The sequence below is a fragment of the Streptomyces sp. NPDC048424 genome (assembly GCF_040651555.1).
Classification (GTDB): Bacteria; Actinomycetota; Actinomycetes; order Streptomycetales; family Streptomycetaceae; genus Streptomyces.
Window position 1 is genome coordinate 341,505 of record NZ_JBEZKE010000004.1, and the last position, 17,017, is coordinate 358,521.

The following is a 17,017-nucleotide window of genomic DNA, read 5'->3' on the forward strand; positions in this document are numbered from 1 at the left end:
AGCATATAGGCGAACCGCCTATCTGTCCCTTACTGTCCAGTTGGCAGTGACTGCCAGGCAGGCATACAGTGATGCTCGAAGGTGTCCGTCATCCCATGAGCGAGGAGCCACTGTGAACGCGGTCGACTACCGAGGCAGGACCACCCTGATCACCGGCGCCAGCTCGGGCCTGGGCGCCGAGTTCGCCCGTCAGATCGCCGCGCGGGGGTCCGACCTCGTGCTCGTCGCCCGCCGCGAGGACCGCTTGAAGGAACTCGCCGGGCAGCTCTCCGCGGCCCACGGCGTCGCGGTGGAGACGATCACCATGGACCTGGCCGTCGACGGGTCGGGGGAGCTGCTGGCCGCCGAGGTCGACCGGCGCGGCATCAAGGTGACCGGCGTCGTCAACAACGCCGGCTTCGGCACCTACGGCCGTTTCCACGAGGAGGACCCGCAGCGCCTCCGTCAGGAAGTGGGCCTCGACGTGATGGCCGTCGTCGACATCAGCCGCGCCTTCATCGGACGGCTGCGCGCCCAGGGCGAGGGCGTACTGGTGAACGTCGCCAGCATGGCCGCCTACCAGCCCGTCCCGAACATGGCCGTGTACGCCGCCACCAAGGCCTTCGTCCTCAGCTTCACCGAGGCCCTCTGGCAGGAGAACCGGGGTACCGGGCTGCGCGTCCTGGCCCTGTCGCCCGGCGCGACGAAGACGGAGTTCTTCGACGTGGTCGGCACGCACGACGCCACCGGTGGCACCCGGATGCAGACCTCCGAGGAGGTCGTGCGCACCGCGCTGAAGGCACTGGACCGCAAGAACCCGCCGCCGAGCGTGATCTCCGGGGGCATGAACCGGGTCATGGCCTTCGCCGGACGGTTCGCGAGCCGCCGCACGGTCGTGCGGATGGTGGACCGGATGTCCGCCCCCCGCGGCGCGTAGCGCGACACCCGGAGCACCACCCCGGCGCACGGCGCCGGGCGGGGCGCCTCCCACGGGTGCGGATCCCGGCGCCGGTCGATCGTCCGCTCGACTCCCGCGCCCCGCGGGCCTCCGGCCCTGCCCCCCGCCCCATCGCTCGTACAGGTGTTCCGGCCCGTCGCGCAGGGGTCTTGCGTGGCGTTGGACAATGGACGGTGGCCCGGAATCACTTCGCACGCGCAGCAGGAGGACACGCATGGCAGAGCCCGAGCGGACCGAGCGGCGGCTGCGGCCGGCGCCTCTGCTCTTCGAGCCCTCGGAGGCCGTGGCGGACCCGGAGCACTTCTTCGACCTGGAGTCGATCGAGGACCCGCGTGAACTGCTGACCCGTGCGACCGAGCTGACGCTGGCCTTCCGGGCCGCGCAGGAGCGGGCGGTGGAGTTCCAGGCCCTGGCGGCGGCCCAGCTGGCGGACCCCAGGCGGTTCGACCGCCTGACGCCGGCGCTCATCGCCGAGCAGGCGGAGTGGACCGAGGACTACGCCCTCAAGATGATCGAGTTCGGCGAGACCCTCCAGCGCGGCACCGGCACCGACCTCACCTGAGGAGTCGCCCCACGGCGGACGTGACGCAGGTCACGGGAACCCCCTCGTGGGTGCCGGACAGCCGACAGGAGTGACAACAGAAATGCGTACCCGGGTGCGGTCCGGGGATCCGGACGCCTATGCGGAGCTGTTCGACAGCTACGCCCGCACCGTCTACAACCACGCCTTCCGGATGACCGGGGACTGGGCCTCCGCCGAGGACGTCATGTCGGCGGTCTTCCTGGAGGCATGGCGGCTGCGCGCCACGGTCGACGCCGAGGGCGGTTCGCTGCGGCCCTGGCTCCTGGGCATCGCCACCAACCTCGCCCGCAACCACTGCCGCAGCAACCGGCGCTACCGGGCCGCCGCTGCCGCCACGGCGGCGGCCGGCGCCGCGTCCGCGCCCGACCACGCCGACGAGGTGGCGGGCCGGCTGGACGACCGGCAGCAGATCGCGGCCACGCTGGCGCAGTTGAGCGCCCTGCGCGGACCCGAGCGCGAGGTCCTCCTGCTGTGCCTGTGCGAGGGCCTGGAGTACACCGAGGCCGCCCGGGTCCTCGGCATCCCGGTCGGGACCGTGCGCTCGCGGCTGTCGCGGGCCCGTACGAAGCTGCGCAAACTCGCCGACGCGGAAATGAAGAAGAGCAGACGGGAACTCGCGGCTCGCCCCCGACAGACACATGGCGACCGCGCGAAAGCGGTCCGGTCCGCACAGGAAGGAACCCGATGAACGCCGACCTTTCCCGCCCCCGCCCGGCCGGCCAGGAGGAGAGCTCTCCGCTCCTGCCGTTCGCCGAACGGGAACTGCCCGCGGGCCGCCACCAGTTCCACAAGGAGCGACTGATGGCCCAGATCCACGAAGACCTCCGCGCCGCCGACACCACCGCCACGCGACCCGCCCGCACCGGCTCCCGCGCCAGGAGCTCCCGCAACCCGTTCCTGCGCCGCTCGTTCCTCGTGCCCGCCGCGGGCTTCGCCCTGGCCGGCGCGCTCGCCGTCGGCTTCTTCTCGTACGTGGACCGGGGCGCCGCGGACGGGTACGGCTCGACGATCGCCACGGGCCCGGCGCTGACCACCCGTATCGGCACCGCCGACCCCAAGGGCGCGACGCAGCTCCTGGACCGCATCTCCCTGGCGTCCTCGGCCACCGGCTCCGGCCCGGCGGTGCGCCCGGACCAGTTCATCTACATCGGCAGCAAGACGGCCACCACCTACGTGAAGACCGTCGACGACAAGAGCACCCTGGTCAGCCAGCAGCTGCACATGCGCCACGAGTGGAACTCCCCCGACGGCGCCAAGGGCTGGCTGATCGAGCCCGGCAACACCGGACCGAAGGGCGTGTCCCTGGACCGGCGCGTCGTCAACGGTCAGGCCATGGCGCCGTACCTCAACGCACCCAGCTACGACTACCTCGCGGCGCTGCCCACCGACCCCGACGTGCTGCTCCGGCGGATCTACGAGGAGACCAAGGGCATGGGCCACGGCCCCGACCAGGAGGCCTTCACCACGATCGGCGACCTGCTGCGCTCCAGCTACCCGCCGGCCGAGCTCACGGCCGCGCTCTACAAGGCTGCGGCGAAGATCCCCGGCGTGGTGACGGTGGACGAGGCGGTCGACGCCGCGGGCCGCAGCGGCATCGCGGTCGCCCGGCTCGACGAGCACTCGGGCGTGCGCGAGGAGTGGATCTTCGACCGGCAGACCCTCACGTTCCTCGGCGAGCGCAGCGTCCAGGTGCAGGGCGAGTCCGGTGAACAGGGCCTGATCAAGCCCGGCACGGTCATCTTCACCAGCGCCATCACGACGCGCACGGTCGTCGACCGGATGAAGGAGATCCCGGCGGGCTGACTCAGCGTCGGCGCAACATACTCCAGGTGCACCCGCCGCGTCCCGGTTTTCGGTAACTCGGGGCATTCATATCGCTACGGCGGGTACACCTGGCATATGACGACGCTGACGACGGCTCCCGGTTGCCAAACCCGCACCACACGGTCCGCGCACGCCACCCACGTCACCCCGCAGGGCGCCGCCTGGCTCGCCTCCGCCTGCGCCCGCCCCCGGAGCACCCTCGCGCTCTGGGAGGCCCGGCCCGGCCTGCCCGCCACGTTGCCCTGCGGGAGCGCCTTCGACGTCGTCAACGTCCCGCTCGTCCTCGGCCGTCGCGTCCTGGACCTGCTCTGGGCCGAGGGGCCCGGCTCCGGTCCGGTCGCCGTGCACCGCGGCCGGATGCTCCTCTTCACCGCCCCCGGCACCGCCCACCGGCTTCCCGCCCTCCTGGCGTGGGAGGAACGGGGAGGTTCCCGCAGCGCCCCGGTACCCCTGTGCCACGGCCCCGGCGACGCCGTCACCGTGCCGCCGCTGGCCGCCTCCCCCGGCCCCTCGCGGTGGCTGGTGGCCCCCGACGCGCGGGAGCCGTGGCTTCCCGGGCCCGAGGCGCTGCTCTGGGCCTTCGTACGGGCGGCCCGCAGCCCCGCACCGACCGGACCTGGGGATATCGATTTTTCGTTCCGCGGATCCTCCTGCTAATGTCTTCCTCGTCAGCAAGCGCCGCTAGCTCAGTTGGTTAGAGCAGCTGACTCTTAATCAGCGGGTCCGGGGTTCGAGTCCCTGGCGGCGCACAGACAAGAAGAAGGCCCCCACGCGAGTGGGGGCCTTCTTCGTCGTGCCACGGCCGCGCCACGGCGGCCGCACCGCGCTCACGTCGTGATCTTCACCGTGTACGCGCCCGACCGGGTCCGGTCCGCCACCTCGATGGTGATCCGCTCGCCCGGCACCGTGTACGTCTCGCCCACCTCCAGCGGCGCGTCCGCCAGCGGCGGGTACACCGAACGGTCCCAGCACGCCTCCGTGTCCGGATGCGCGTCCATCACCTCGATGGGACCGCCCCCGGACGCCGCCTCGTTGCGCACCCGGTAGACCAGCACCCCCTCCGTGCAGGTGTCCCCGTCGTTGCCGGCGGAGCCCCGCGCCTCGACGGCGACGGCGCTGCCGGGTCCCGTACGGATCACCGCGAGCCGGGTCCCGCCCGTGCCGCCGCTCGGCGGGGCCTGCGCCAGCGGCTGGAGCGTGTGCATGGAGGAGCCCGACTGCACGCAGTCCACCTGGGAGGCGTCCAGCCAGCCCAGCTTCCACTTGTGCCAGGCGAAGAGGTCCGGGGCCATCCCGAACTGGCTGCCCATGACGTCCCAGTCGCCCACGTACGTGTCCCAGTCGCCCTTGCCGTCCGTGGGCCGGTGGTAGAGGTCGGGCAGGTCGAAGACGTGGCCGGTCTCGTGCGCCAGTACGTTGCGGTCCGGCGGGTGGCGCTCGAAGACGGTGACGATCCGCCGCAGTTCGGTGCCGTCCGCGACGATCGGGCGGTCGAAGTTGACGACCTTGGTGGCGTCGGAGTCCACTCCGGGCGCGTCCGGGTCGGCGACGAAGTAGACGATGTCGTACTTGGCGAAGTCCACCTCGGCGTCGGCCGCCTTGACCGCGTCCCGCAGGTAGGCGGCCCGGTCCCCGGGGGCCCAGTCCCGCCTTATCCCGTACGCGGTGGACGGCTTGGGCATCCGGATCCACTGCTTCTGCGGGTGCGGGGTCAACCGGAACCGGCCGTACGAGGCCTGCTCGAAGAACTCGCTGGTGGCGGGGAAGTGGTCGCGGGCGAGCTCCGCGGTCGTGAGGGTGGTGCGGTGGTCGGGGAAGGAGAGGAAGACCATGACCGCATCGAGCGTGCGCTCGGGCTTGGGGTAGGCGCCGTTCCAGCTGTCCAGGCCCAGCGAGTGGTGCGCGCCCGTCCGGGTCAGCGCGCAGGGGCCGGCGCCGGAATCGGCCACCGCGGGTCCCGCGACGAGCGACATGGCGGCGAGCGCGGTGAGGGAGGTGAGCGCCGCGGCGGTACTTCGGATGCGGGAACGGTCCACTCCCCCGGGTGTCTGCTGTCGCGCCACATCGACCTCCGGTGGTGGATTCGTGCCTGTTTAGCCACCTTGAGGCGATTGTCTTACTAATGCCCTGTTCCGCTGCCCCACACGAGTGAGCAATGGGGCAAGTCGGTGACCCCTGGACTTCACGCACCTGCCTACAGAACGTCACGACCGATCACCCGAGATCAGCCAAGGCCTTCGCATGTTCACAGCCGCGCAGAAACGATCAAGCGATCTTGGTCCGGCAATCCGTCATCACGCCGAACTCCCGGAGCTCACACGGCGACGCCGCTGGATAGGGCCTCCCGGCAGCCTCTATGATCGGCACACTTTCCTGCACGGACACTCACGAACACTGCGGGAGCCAACGGTGAGCGGAACCTCAGAGGGAACCGGTTCGGCGGCCGACAGCATCCGATCGGCCATTACGGAGCGTCACCCGGCGGTGCCTGCCGTGCCGGCGGCGCCGTCGCGCGCCGAGTCGGAGCGGCGCGACTACCGGGCGGCCTTCAACGCGGCCCACCTCGCCATGGCGGTCGTGGACCGCGACGGCTACGTGGTCGCCGCCAACGAGGCCTTCGCCGGGCTGTTGGGCAGCGAGCCGGACGCGCTCGTCCACCAGTGCGCCGCCGACCTGGTGGACCTGGCCGCGGAGGCCCGCACCTGGGCCGCGTACCAGGAGGTGCTCCGCGGCCGGCAGGCCCGGCTGCGCTGCACCCGTCGCCTCAAGCACCCCGACGGGCACTCGCTGTGGACCGAGGTCACCCTGGGGCCCGTCCCCGGGACCGGGGACGTCCTGCTGTCCGTTTCCGACATCAGCGACCGCCGCGACCTCCAGGCCCGGCTGCGGCACTTGCAGATGCACGACCCGGTCACGCGGCTGCCCAACCGGGCGCTGTTCTTCGAGCGGCTCTCCGCCGCCCTGGAGGCCTCCTCGTACGACCACGGCGGCACCGGCCGGATCGGCCTGTGCTACCTGGACCTCGACGGGTTCAAGGCCGTCAACGACACCCTCGGCCACCGCGTCGGCGACCGGCTGCTGACGGCCGTCGCGGCCCGGCTGACCCAGTGCGCGGACCAGTCCGGGTACGGGCGCACCGGCGGACACCTGGTCGCACGGCTCGGCGGCGACGAGTTCGCCCTCCTCGTCGAGGACTCCACCGGCACCGAGCAGCTCGCGGACCTGGCGCGGAGCGTACTGGCCGCCGTACAGGAGCCGTTCGACCTGGCCGGGCAGCGGCTGTCGGTCTCCGCGTCGATCGGTGTGGTGGAACGGACCACGGCCGGCACCTCGGCGACCGGGCTGATGCAGGCCGCCGACACGACCCTGTACTGGGCCAAGGCGGACGGCAAGGCCCGCTGGACCCTCTTCGACCCCGAGCGCAACGCGCACCGCATGACCCGCCAGGCGCTCTCCTCGACGCTGCGCCCGGCGGTGGAGCGCGGGGAGTTCGCGCTGGAGTACCAGCCGCTGGTCGACCTGGAGAGCGGAGTGGTGCGCGGGGTCGAGGCCCTGGTGCGCTGGAACCACCCGCAATTCGGCACGCTCACGCCGAATCGGTTCATCGGAATTGCGGAAGAGGACGGATCCATCGTGCAGTTGGGGCAGTGGGTCCTGCGGACGGCTTGCCGGCAGGCGCGGCGCTGGCAGATCGAGCAGCCCAGCGACGCACCGGTCTTCGTGTCGGTCAACGTGGCCGTGCGCCAGGTGTGGGACTCCGACCTGGTGGGAGACGTCGCGGAGATCCTGGCCGAGACGGGCCTGGCGCCGCAGCTGCTCCAGCTGGAACTGACCGAGTCGGCCGTGATGGGCTCCGCGGGCCGGCCGTTGCAGGCCCTCCAGGCGCTCAGCGACATGGGCGTGCGGATCGCGATCGACGACTTCGGCACCGGGTACTCGAACCTCGCCTACCTCAGCCGGCTGCCGGTCTCGGTCCTGAAGCTGGACGGCTCCTTCGTACGGGGCTTCCGCTACGAGGAGGGCACGCACCCGAACCCGGCCGACGAGACCATCGTCGAGGCCCTGGTCCAGCTCGCCCACCGGCTGGGCCTGACGGTGACCGCGGAGTGCGTGGAGACCGCCGGGCAGGCGGCCCGGCTGCGGCGCGTCGGCTGCGACACCGGGCAGGGCTGGCTGTTCTCGCGCGCGGTGGCCCCGGACGTGATCGCGGGCATGATCGGGCGCCAGACGGCGGCCTCCGCGGCCTCGGAGGCGGCCGCCGCACAGCCCGACGGGCCCGCCCCGCACCCGCCCGGCCCCGGACTGTGAGATTCGCCGGAGTGTGGAACCGAACGGCCTGGCCTCGTGGGTAGTTGTCCCCCGCGCGCCCCCTTGTGATGATCTTCTGGCTGTCGCGACCGGACAGTCATTCGATTCAGGGGGACCCATGAAACTGACCCGAGCCGCTCTGGCCGTTGCCGCAGGTGCCCTGGCGCCGGCCCTGTTGCTCTCCACCCCGTCCTTCGCCGCCGCGCCTGCCGGCGCGCCCGCGGCCGTGACCACGGTCGTGGGCTCGGACACGGAGAACGCCGTCGCCATCGCCAAGATCCTGGCCGACCCGGCCAGCGGCAAGGCGGTCAAGCGGGAGGCCGACAAGGCCCTCAGCGGCAGCCCCGAGGACCGCGTGGCCTTCCTGACCACCGGCCTCGCGAAAGCGCAGGACGAGGACAACCTGGTCGCGATCTTCAGGATCCTCGGCGACCCGTCCACCGGCAAGGGCGTGAAGCGCGAGGCCAACAAGGCCATCGACGGCACCCCGGCCGACCGCGTCGCCTTCCTCGCCACCGGCCTCGCCAAGGCCCAGGACGAGGACAACATGGTCGCCATCCTCAAGGTCCTCCACGCCAATCCGGCCACCGGCAAGGCCGTGAAGCGCGAGGCGAACAAGGCCCTGGACGGCACCCCGGCCGACCGGACCGCCTTCCTGAAGACCGGCCTGCGCCTGGCCCAGGCCGAGGACGACCGCGTGGACGTCGTACGGATCCTGGCCCGCCCCGGCATCAGCGACGCGCTGCGCGCGGCGGCCGAGAAGGCGCTGAACGGCACCCCGGAGGAGCTGCGGTACTTCCTCACGGTCGGCCAGTACCAGGTCTGACCGCCTGCTGGACCCACGAGCGAAGGCCGGAACGCCCGACGGGGGGGCGGTCCGGCCTTCGTTCGCGTGAGGTCTATCCGTTGACGACCTTGTCGTAGCGCAGGGCGACGTAGCCGGAGGCGGCGTGGCCGGCGATCCGTCCGTCGCTGCCTCCGTTGAGGTAGTCCTGACCGCGCATCATGTCGTCGTTGGTGTTGGCCTCGTGGATGTACGAGAACTTCCCGGCGGCCTTGTCGACCCACTTCTCGAAGAGCACCACGTGCCCGTCCAGGGTGTTCAGCGCGTCGCCGGGCTGGAGGTCGGACTTGGAGATGGTGGCGGCGACGCTCGGCAGGCTCTGGGTCGTGTAGCTGGTACCGGCGTGCCAGACCATGGAGACGAAGCCGGAGCAGTCGGTGCGATAGGTGTGGTCGCCGTCCGGGTCGGAGGCGTACGCGCCCTGGTTGTAGGGGATGTCGCGGCTCAGCCAGTTCGCGGCGCGGCTCATGATCTCGCTGCGCGCGATCTGCCCGCCCTTGGTGGAGGGGGTGGGGGTCGGGGGCGCCGGCGGCCGGTAGGTGCAGTCGTTGGCGAAGGCGGACAGCAGGGTCTGGGTCCAGCCGCTCGCGTCGACCGGGTCGGCGGGGTGGTAGGCGATGTCGTCGCCCTTGCCGTCGGTGGGATCGGCGTCGTGGTACCAGTACATCCCGCCGTTCGTCCGGCCGTAGTAGAGGCCGCCGCCGGGCGAGACCAGGCTGTCGACCGCCGACCAGCCGGAGCCCTTGAGCTCCGAACTCTCCCAGTCCCCGACGCCGTTGATCTGGTACGAGAGCAGTCGACCGTCGGCCGTGCTCGCGATCAGGACGTCGTCGCCGGCCGCGGCGAGCGTCTTGAGGACGAAGCCCGTGTCGATGACCGCGTGCTTGGCGATGTGGGCGGGGCCGCTGGGCTTGGCCTGGGAGACGTTGTAGCGGTGGAGCTCGCCGGCGACCGTGCCGTAGAGGTGGCCGGCGCCGTCGTAGGTCAGCTTGTCGAAGGTCCAGCCGCCGTCCCAGATCTTGGTGACTCCGGCCAGGGCCAGGGCGTTGTCGTTGGTCTGGATGTCGACGCGGTACAGGTCGCCGGCCGTCGAGGTCACGAGGACGGTGTTGAAGTTGAGGGTGGCCATCGCCTTCGGCGTGAAGCCGAGGTTCGAGCCGATCAGGGTCTTCACCCGGTCCCCGGTGTTGGGGGATATCGCCGTGTAGGTGAGGCGGCCGTCGGCGAGCGTGCCGTAGATCGAGACGTCGCCGCCGCAGACGGCGGCGGCCTGGGCCGGCGCCGAGGTGAGGGTGACCATGCCGAGGGTGGTGGCAGAGACGGCCAGGGTGGCGGCGAAGCGGCGCTTGAGGGACGACGAGAACATGGGTGTCTCCGGATTCTGGGCAGCCCTGACGTACGCGCGGCGGGCCGGGCGGCGAGGGCGAGAGGGGAGAGAGCGGGAGGGGGAGCCCTGGTGCGGCTCGGGGGCGCGTGGGCTCGGGGGCTCGGGCGGAGCCCCGGCCGGGGACGCCGTCAGCGGCGCGGCTCGGGCGTCCGGTAGCCGTGCGCCCGCAGCGGGGCGCTGGCGCCGTCGAGGATGGCGTGGGCCTGGGTGAGGGCCGCGGCTTCGGAGGCGGCCCGCAGGAAGAGGTAGACGTCCACGCCGTCGGCCGCGGCTTTGGTCCGCAGGTGTTCGAGTCCGTGGACGGCGGGCGTGTGGGCCCAGATCAGATCGGAGACGAGCGCGAGCACGCCCTCCTGGTCCGGATCGGCACGAGGCCCTGAGAGTGAGGCTCGGATGATGCGCACGCCGGCTAGTCCCAGTTGATGCTGCCCCGGGCGGACGCGGGCGCCGTGTCCCAGTTGATGCTGCCGTCGACGGAGGCGCTGACGCGGTGGTCCCCGGTGGAGGCGGTCACCGAGGCGGTGGTGACCGCGCCGGCGCAGAGGGCGGTGAAGACGGCGGCGACAGCAGCGAAGCGGGCGGTGCGGGACATGGTTTCCCCCAGGTCACAGGCTCGGAAGCAAGGCGTTCGGTGCGGTGTGCTGCGCGCTGATCGGGATCGTCCTTGCGGCTCTGGCCTGAGTCGGGGAGTTCCCTCCCCGCCGTCCCGGTGAACACCATGTTGCTGCGCGCGGGACCTGCGAAGAAGAGGTTCCGGCTGTCACCAACAGGCCTGGCACCTTGGTGACAGACTTCGCCTACGATCGCGGGGGCGACGCTCGCGGGGGCGGTCCAACTACAGCCGGGGGGCTGGGAGATGCTGCAGACACTGGGGCTCGGAGCCGATGTGGAAGCCGTGTACCGGGGCATGCTGGCCGACCCTTCGGGAGGCATCGCCGAGCTCAGCGCCCGCCTCGGCCTCACCGCGACCCAGGTCCGCGAGAGCCTGGACCGGCTCGTCGACCTCGACCTGCTCAGACCGTCACGGGACTGCCCGGGCGGGCTGCGCGCGGTACGACCCGAACTGGGCCTGGAGCTGCTCCTGCGCCGCCAGGAGGAGGAGCTGGCCCGGCAGCAGCAGGAACTGGCCCGCAGCAAGGCGGCCGCGGCGCAGGTGGTCTCCGAGTTCGCGGAACTCAGCCCGAACACCGAGGTCGACGGCGCGGAGCGGCTCGTGGGGATGGACGCCATCCAGGGCCGCCTGGAACAGCTGGCCCACGGACTGACCCGGGAATGCCTGGCGATCCTGCCGGGCGGCGCACTGTCCGAGGCGAGCCTGGAGGCCTCCCGGCCGCTGGACCGGCGCGCGCTGGACGGAGGCATCGAGATGCGCTCGGTCTACCAGGACAGCGCCCGCAACGATCCGACGACGCTGGCCTACGCGCGGTGGCTGACGGAACGGGGCGGCCACGTGCGGACGAGTCCGCTCCTGCCGCCGCGCCTGCTGATATTCGACCGCGCGGTGGCGGTGGTCCCGATCGACCCCGACCACTCCCGTCTGGGCGCCCTGTGCACCAGCGCGCCCGGGATCGTGGCCTCCCTCATCACCCTGTTCGAGCAGACGTGGAACTCCGCCGTGCCGCTCGGCGCGGACCGCCCCCGCCCCAGCGACACCCGGCCCACGGCGACCGAGCTCGAACTGCTGAAGCTCCTGGCCTCGGGCATGACGGACGAGGCCGCCGCCAAGCGCCTCGGGGTGTCCCTGCGGACCGTCAGGCGCCAGATGGCCGCCCTCATGGAACGCCTCCACGCGGCGAGCCGCTTCGAAGCCGGCCTCAAGGCGGCCCAGCAGGGCTGGCTCTAGAGGCTCTTCACGAAGGCCGCGAACGCCTCTGCCGTGACCGTGAAGACCGGCCCGCCGGGGTTCTTGGAGTCCCGTACGGCGACGCCGTCTCCTCCGGTGGTCCCGCTGTACGAAGCCTTGTGCCAGGCGAGGGTGCCGAGGGGGGCGCACTCGACGCACTCGCCGCCGTTGGTACCGCTGTAGGACGACTTACGCCATTGCACGCTCGTCAGTTCCACACTGGTCCCCATAGCGTTCCTCCATTACGCGTGCGATCAGAAGAGCCGATTCCTCCGGCGAGAGAGCGTCGGCCTGCAGCCGAGCGTATCCGACCGAACGCTCCCGGATCACTTGCGGATTGGCCGTCATGTGGCCCGAGTCATAGCTCTCCGTGTAGAAGAGATCGGGGTCGCTGTCGAAGCGGAGGAGGGTGAACGACCCCATCATCCCGCTGTGTTCGCCCGTCGAGAAGGGGAGAACCTGAATCTGGATCCACGGGCGGCCAACGAGCGTCAGCAAATGCGCCAGTTGATCCCGCATAACCTCCCGGCCGCCGACGTTGCGATGCAGCAGAGCCTCATCCAGCACCACCAAGAGCACCGGCGGGACCTCCCGAGCCAGTATCCGCTGACGCTCCATGCGCGCCGCCACGATCTCGTTCACCCTGTCCGGATACTCCACGGCCAGCAGCGCCTTCGCGTACGCCTCCGTCTGGAGCAGGCCGTAGACCAACTGCGACTGGAACGTGGAGATGTACGTCGCCCGGGCCTCCATCTCCGCGTACGGCTGGAACCACGTCGGCAGCACGCTCCGCAGGACCAGGCCCACCAGGCGGGAGAAGTGCCCGTCCGTGTTCAGCGCCGCGTCGAGCCGCTCGGAGAAGTCGCGGGTCGGTACCCGCTTCGTCGTCTCCACCTGCCCGATCAGGGAGCCCGTGCAGAAGATGATGTCGCCCAGCTGAGACTGCTTCAGCCCGGCCGCTTCCCTCAGGCGACGCAGTTCGTAGCCGTAGTAGTCCAGCGGCGAGGCACTGGGATCGATTTCACGGGCCTGAACCATGCGACGGCACCCCCAAGCGGAAACGAGCTTGTCGCCGAGCGTAGCGGCGCAGATACACACCGGTGTCGCGAATCCGGCAACCATGTCACACACCGCCGCCCCGCCCCCGGAGAGGGGACAGGGCGGGGTGTCGCTCGGCGCGGGGTGGGGGGAGATCAGCAGGCGCCGAGGTCCTTCCAGACACCCCATTCACCGGTGGTGCCCGGCGTCTCGTTCTGCGTCCACCACTGGGCCTTGTACTTGCGGCCGTTGTGGGAGACCTCGCTGCCGCCGGTGTAGACGGTGCCCGCGACGTACGCCGGGGTCGAGCCACAGCCCGTGGTCGGGGGCGTGGTCGGCGGGGTCGTCGGAGGCGTGGTCGGCGGCGTCGTGGGCGGAGTGGTCGGAGGCGTGGTCGGCGGGACCGTGGCGGAGCCGAGCGCGTCCGAGATCTGGTTCAGCAGCGTGGTGTTGTTGTCCAGGCCGAGCAGGGAGTACATCATCGCGCCGGCCAGGCCGCGCTGCTTGCCGTAGTCGACCCGGGCCTGGATGGCCTTCTGGTTCAGGCCGGTGAAGAACTCGCCGTCCTTGTAGAAGTACGAGGCCTTGGCCTGGTCGTCCCAGAAGGTGGTCGCCGGGTTGTCGACGAGGCCGCCGAGCTCCTTGTAGTTGGCGATGCCGGCCTGCTGGCTGGTGGGCCGGGCGGCCGAGGCGCCGGTCGCCGACTGGGCGAGGCCGTTGGTGGTCCCGGCGGGGACGCCCTTCCAGCCGCGGTAGTAGAACTCGTAGCCCAGGGTCAGCTTGTTGGCGGGGAAGCCGCCGGTGATGCCGTAGGCCGGGTTGCCGTCGATCCAGGAGTCGATCGCGTTGTCGATGCTGTACTTCTGGGTGCCCGGCGCGATCGGGTCGGTCGGGTCGTTGGCGCCGGAGTACAGCGGGGACTGGTGGTACGTCGGCCCGTCGCCGTCCCAGGCGCCGTGCATGTCGTACGTCATGATGTTCGCGTAGTCGAGGTACGCGCCGATCTTGTCCGTCTCGATGTACTTGATCTTGTCCTGACCGGCCGGGAGGGCCGAGGTCAGGAGGTACTTCTTGCCGCCGTTGGCCGCGCCGTAGGCGTCGAGCTGGGTGCGGAACTCCTTGAGCAGGAGCGTGAAGTTCTGCTTGTCCTCGGGGGCGTAGTGGTTGCCGAGGTGGCCGCCGGACGAGCCCGGGTACTCCCAGTCGATGTCGATGCCGTCGAAGATCCCGGCCGCGACGCCCTGGCCGCCGTAACCGCCCTCGACCGGCAGGTTGCCCTTGATGTACTGGTCGATGCAGGAGGACACGAGCTTCTTGCGGGAGGCGTCGGTCTTGGCCGCGTCGCTGAAGTACTTCGAGTAGGTCCAGCCGCCCAGCGAGATGTTGATCTTCAGGTGCGGGTACTTGGCCTTCAGCTGCTTGAACTGGTTGAAGACGCCGACGATCGGCTGGTCCCACTTGTCGGCGACCCCGCTGACGCTGTCCGCGGCGCTGAAGGACTTCTGGTAGTCGGCGTACGAGTCGCCCGCGCCGTCACCGGCGTTGGGGTTGTTGTCATCACCCGCCGCCTTGTTCGCCTCGAAACAGGTGAGGTCGGTGGGGTGGATGTTGCCGAACGAGTAGTTGATGACGTCCAGCTTGCCCGCTATGCCGCGGGTGTCGAGGTGCTTGGGATAGAAGGCGTTCCCGTACACGCTCCACTGGTCGTAGTAGGCGATGCGGACACCGCCCGCCGCGGCGGTGGTGCCGGCGTCGGCGGCCTGGGCCGTGCCGAGTCCCGCGAAGGAGGCAAGCGCTCCGGCTGCCAGCGCGGCCGTGGCGGCGGCTGCGATGAGGGGTTTACGGATGTGCATGAACTGCCTCCGGGGGGCTGGGAGGAGAGAGCAAGAAGTTCAGGTGAGAGAAGTGATAGCGATCACTCCAGCCCCGCGTCAATGGTTCGGACCAAAGAAGGACTAGACCACTCTGGCGCTATTTCCCCAAGTCAGAGACTTGAGCGCACATCAGAAACCGCTCGCCACCCCGGGTGACGAGCGGTTTAAGGCTGCCTTCAGACATCCCCCCGCAAGGTTTCGTCAACAAACCAGCCAAACCCCGTTTGCATACGGTCAGTCGGCCGCCGGCGCCTGCGCGGGCATGGCGTACGCGTCTGCGACGAGTTCGTACGAGCGCAAGCGGGCAGCCCCGCTGTGGGCGTTGGCGGTCAGCATCAGCTCGTCCGCGCCGGTCCGCTTGGCGAGGTCGTCCAGTCCGGTGCGGACCTCGTCGGGGGTGCCGTGGACGATGTTCGCGAGCCAGCCGTCCACGAACTCCCCCTCCGCCGGGGAGAAGGGGTACGCCGCCGCCTCCTGCGGCGTCGGAACCAGTCCGGGCCGCCCGGTGCGCAGCCGCAGCATCGACAGCGCGCCCGTGAGCACCTGGGCGCGGGCCTCCGCGTCGGTGCCGGCTGCGAGCGCCGAGACCCCGATGACGGCGTACGGGGCGTCCAGGACGGCCGAGGGGCGGAAGCTCTGCCGGTAGAGGTCGAGGGCGGGCAGGGTGCCGGCCGCCGAGAAGTGGTGGGCGTAGGCGAAGGGCAGGCCGAGTTCGCCGGCGAGGCGGGCGCTGAAGCCGGAGGAGCCGAGCAGCCACAGCGGCGGCCGCCCGGCGGGGCCTTGGACCGGGCCCGGTACGGCGTGCACGCGGGCGTACGGGTGCCCGTCGGGGAAGTCGTCGTCGAGGAAGCGGCGGAGCTCCATGAGCTGGCGCGGGAAGTCGTCCGCGGACTCGTCGAGGCGCCCGGCCCCGCGCAGCGCGGCGGCCGTGCGCCCGTCGGTGCCGGGGGCCCGGCCGAGGCCGAGGTCGATCCGCCCGGGGGCGAGCGCCTCCAGGGTGCCGAACTGTTCGGCGATGGCGAGCGGGGCGTGGTTGGGCAGCATGACCCCGCCCGATCCGAGGCGGATGCGGGAGGTGTGCGCGGCGAGGTGGGCCAGGATCACGGCCGGAGAGGAGCTGGCGACCCCGGGCATGGAGTGGTGTTCGGCCACCCAGTGCCGGTGGTAGCCGCGGGATTCGGCGAGCCGGGCTATGGCCACGCTGGTGCGCAGGGAGTCGTGGGCGGTGCTGCCTGCGCCGACGGTGACGAGGTCCAGGACCGAGAGCGGTACGGTGGCCCGGCCCTGCGCGGCACCCCGGATGCCACCGTCCCCGCCGTGCTGTCCATGTGCGCCACCGGTGTCACTCATCGTCGCTCCCGCCTCGCCGTGTCGTCCGTACGAAGAATTCGAACCGTGAACGGCGGCCGGGCATTCCCGGCGCACCGGGACAGCGCGCGTGACCATGGCATATGCCAGTGGAGTAGATCCAGGCAGAGAGACGTGATTGAGCCATCAATCTCCTCAACAGGCGCTCCACATGGGCCTCTTGATGGCTATCGTGGTAGGGCAAGCGGTAACAACCTGCTAGGGGGAAACCGTGGCGCTGAAGCCCGAGCCGACCGCGCCGTTCCACTCGGTGCAGTACGCACTACGCGTACTCGAAACGATCGCACGGCACACCGGCGGTGTGACCGACGTGCAGATCGCGCGTGAGACCGGCCTGCCCGCCGTCCATCTCGCTCCGATGCTGCTCATGCTGCGCCGGGAGGGGTATGTCCTGCAGGTGTCCGACGGCGCCTACGCCATAGGGGACTCCCTCGTCCTGCTCGGCTCGGGCATCGACCGGCAGCAGGCGCTCACTGACAAGCTCCAGGAGACCCTGGACCGGCTGCGCGACTCGGTCGGCGCGGCCGTCTACATCAGCCGGTACGTGGACGGCGAGGTCAGGATCACGCAGTTCGCGGACAGCCCCCGCACCCCGAAGGTGCACGAGTGGGTCGACTTCCGCTCCGCCGCGCACGCCAGCGCCGTAGGAAAGTGCCTGCTCACGCAGCTGGACCTGAACGGGCGGCGCGACCACCTGTCCCGGCACAAGATCGCCCGGCTCACGTCGAAGACGATCGTGAACGAGCGGATCCTCTTCTCCAAGCTGGACGCCCAGCCGGCCACCGTGCCGATGCTGGACCTGCAGGAGTACGCCGTGGGCACGGTCTGCGCAGCGGTCCCGATCACGGCCGGGGCCTCGGTGGGCTGCCTGGCCCTGTCGATGCCGGTCGAGCACGCGCACCGGCTGCGCGCCGCGGCGGACACCCTGAACCGGAAGGCGGCACCTCTGCTGCTGTCGCTCACGCTGTGAGGTCGCGGTAGCCCAGAAAACACTTCGGGCGGTTCCCGGTG

At 70.9% G+C, this 17,017-nt stretch carries 16 protein-coding genes, 1 tRNA gene and 1 pseudogene; 10 read left to right on the forward strand and 8 right to left on the reverse strand.

Features of this window, described 5'->3' with window-relative positions:
• Window positions 1-112: 112 nt before the first annotated feature.
• The 6 genes and pseudogenes from AB0D29_RS08355 to AB0D29_RS08380 all read left to right on the forward strand — a co-directional run bounded on the left by AB0D29_RS08355 (window position 113) and on the right by AB0D29_RS08380 (window position 4,093).
• The gene (locus AB0D29_RS08355; protein ID WP_362852748.1) at window positions 113-916 is read left to right on the forward strand and encodes an SDR family oxidoreductase; all 804 of its coding nucleotides are present in this window, start codon (window positions 113-115) and stop codon (window positions 914-916) included.
• Between the two features lie 235 nt (window positions 917-1,151).
• On the forward strand, window positions 1,152-1,499 hold the full coding sequence (locus tag AB0D29_RS08360; RefSeq protein WP_362852749.1) for a hypothetical protein: 348 nt from the start codon (window positions 1,152-1,154) through the stop codon (window positions 1,497-1,499).
• A gap of 82 nt (window positions 1,500-1,581) precedes the next feature.
• Window positions 1,582-2,208 (forward strand): RNA polymerase sigma factor, encoded by a 627-nt coding sequence (locus AB0D29_RS08365; RefSeq protein WP_362852750.1) that lies wholly within the window; start codon window positions 1,582-1,584, stop codon window positions 2,206-2,208.
• A complete protein-coding gene (locus AB0D29_RS08370) occupies window positions 2,205-3,323 on the forward strand; it encodes a CU044_5270 family protein (RefSeq protein ID WP_362852751.1) in 1,119 nt (372 codons plus the stop codon). The genes AB0D29_RS08365 and AB0D29_RS08370 overlap by 4 nt, the downstream gene beginning before the upstream one ends.
• Window positions 3,324-3,419: 96 nt before the next feature.
• Window positions 3,420-4,029, forward strand: a pseudogene (locus AB0D29_RS08375) (bifunctional DNA primase/polymerase).
• Window positions 4,020-4,093 (forward strand) — tRNA-Lys (locus tag AB0D29_RS08380). Before AB0D29_RS08375 ends, AB0D29_RS08380 begins: the two are co-directional and overlap by 10 nt.
• Before the next feature lie 78 nt (window positions 4,094-4,171).
• Here the strand turns inward: AB0D29_RS08380 and AB0D29_RS08385 are convergent.
• On the reverse strand, window positions 4,172-5,407 hold the full coding sequence (locus AB0D29_RS08385) for a M6 family metalloprotease domain-containing protein (RefSeq protein ID WP_362852752.1): 1,236 nt from the start codon (window positions 5,405-5,407) through the stop codon (window positions 4,172-4,174).
• A 346-nt stretch (window positions 5,408-5,753) separates the two neighbouring features.
• Here AB0D29_RS08385 and AB0D29_RS08390 point away from each other — a divergent pair, with 346 nt between their 5' ends.
• Window positions 5,754-7,652, forward strand: a complete 1,899-nt coding sequence (locus AB0D29_RS08390; protein ID WP_362852753.1) for an EAL domain-containing protein — start codon at window positions 5,754-5,756, stop codon at window positions 7,650-7,652.
• Between the two features lie 118 nt (window positions 7,653-7,770).
• Entirely contained in the window at window positions 7,771-8,478 is a 708-nt protein-coding gene (locus AB0D29_RS08395) for an ALF repeat-containing protein (protein WP_362852754.1), read from the forward strand.
• A gap of 73 nt (window positions 8,479-8,551) precedes the next feature.
• Here AB0D29_RS08395 and AB0D29_RS08400 read toward each other — a convergent pair whose 3' ends face one another.
• The 3 genes from AB0D29_RS08400 to AB0D29_RS08410 all read right to left on the reverse strand — a co-directional run bounded on the left by AB0D29_RS08400 (window position 8,552) and on the right by AB0D29_RS08410 (window position 10,475).
• Window positions 8,552-9,862: a tachylectin-related carbohydrate-binding protein gene (locus tag AB0D29_RS08400; RefSeq protein ID WP_362852755.1), complete on the reverse strand. Its 1,311-nt coding sequence runs from the start codon at window positions 9,860-9,862 to the stop codon at window positions 8,552-8,554.
• 149 nt (window positions 9,863-10,011) lie between these two features.
• On the reverse strand, window positions 10,012-10,230 hold the full coding sequence (locus AB0D29_RS08405) for a hypothetical protein (RefSeq protein ID WP_362852756.1): 219 nt from the start codon (window positions 10,228-10,230) through the stop codon (window positions 10,012-10,014).
• Between the two features lie 62 nt (window positions 10,231-10,292).
• Complete coding sequence (locus AB0D29_RS08410) at window positions 10,293-10,475, reverse strand: hypothetical protein (protein WP_362852757.1); 183 nt, start codon at window positions 10,473-10,475, stop codon at window positions 10,293-10,295.
• Window positions 10,476-10,739: 264 nt separating this feature from the next.
• Here AB0D29_RS08410 and AB0D29_RS08415 point away from each other — a divergent pair, with 264 nt between their 5' ends.
• Complete coding sequence (locus tag AB0D29_RS08415) at window positions 10,740-11,726, forward strand: helix-turn-helix transcriptional regulator (RefSeq protein WP_362852758.1); 987 nt, start codon at window positions 10,740-10,742, stop codon at window positions 11,724-11,726.
• Here AB0D29_RS08415 and AB0D29_RS08420 read toward each other — a convergent pair.
• From AB0D29_RS08420 to AB0D29_RS08435, 4 genes are all read right to left on the reverse strand, one after another.
• Window positions 11,723-11,956 carry a DUF397 domain-containing protein gene (locus AB0D29_RS08420; RefSeq protein WP_362852759.1) on the reverse strand — a complete coding sequence of 78 codons (234 nt, stop codon included), beginning with the start codon at window positions 11,954-11,956 and terminating at the stop codon, window positions 11,723-11,725. The genes AB0D29_RS08415 and AB0D29_RS08420 overlap by 4 nt on opposite strands.
• Window positions 11,916-12,764 (reverse strand): helix-turn-helix transcriptional regulator, encoded by an 849-nt coding sequence (locus AB0D29_RS08425; RefSeq protein WP_362852760.1) that lies wholly within the window; start codon window positions 12,762-12,764, stop codon window positions 11,916-11,918. Before AB0D29_RS08425 ends, AB0D29_RS08420 begins: the two co-directional genes overlap by 41 nt.
• 155 nt (window positions 12,765-12,919) lie before the next feature.
• Window positions 12,920-14,617 (reverse strand): glycosyl hydrolase family 18 protein, encoded by a 1,698-nt coding sequence (locus AB0D29_RS08430; protein WP_362852761.1) that lies wholly within the window; start codon window positions 14,615-14,617, stop codon window positions 12,920-12,922.
• Window positions 14,618-14,872: 255 nt separating this feature from the next.
• Complete coding sequence (locus AB0D29_RS08435; RefSeq protein WP_362852762.1) at window positions 14,873-15,988, reverse strand: LLM class flavin-dependent oxidoreductase; 1,116 nt, start codon at window positions 15,986-15,988, stop codon at window positions 14,873-14,875.
• Between the two features lie 229 nt (window positions 15,989-16,217).
• Between AB0D29_RS08435 and AB0D29_RS08440 the strand changes: the two genes are divergently transcribed.
• Window positions 16,218-16,976 carry an IclR family transcriptional regulator C-terminal domain-containing protein gene (locus AB0D29_RS08440; RefSeq protein WP_030718073.1) on the forward strand — a complete coding sequence of 253 codons (759 nt, stop codon included), beginning with the start codon at window positions 16,218-16,220 and terminating at the stop codon, window positions 16,974-16,976.
• The last annotated feature ends 41 nt before the right edge of the window (window positions 16,977-17,017 follow it).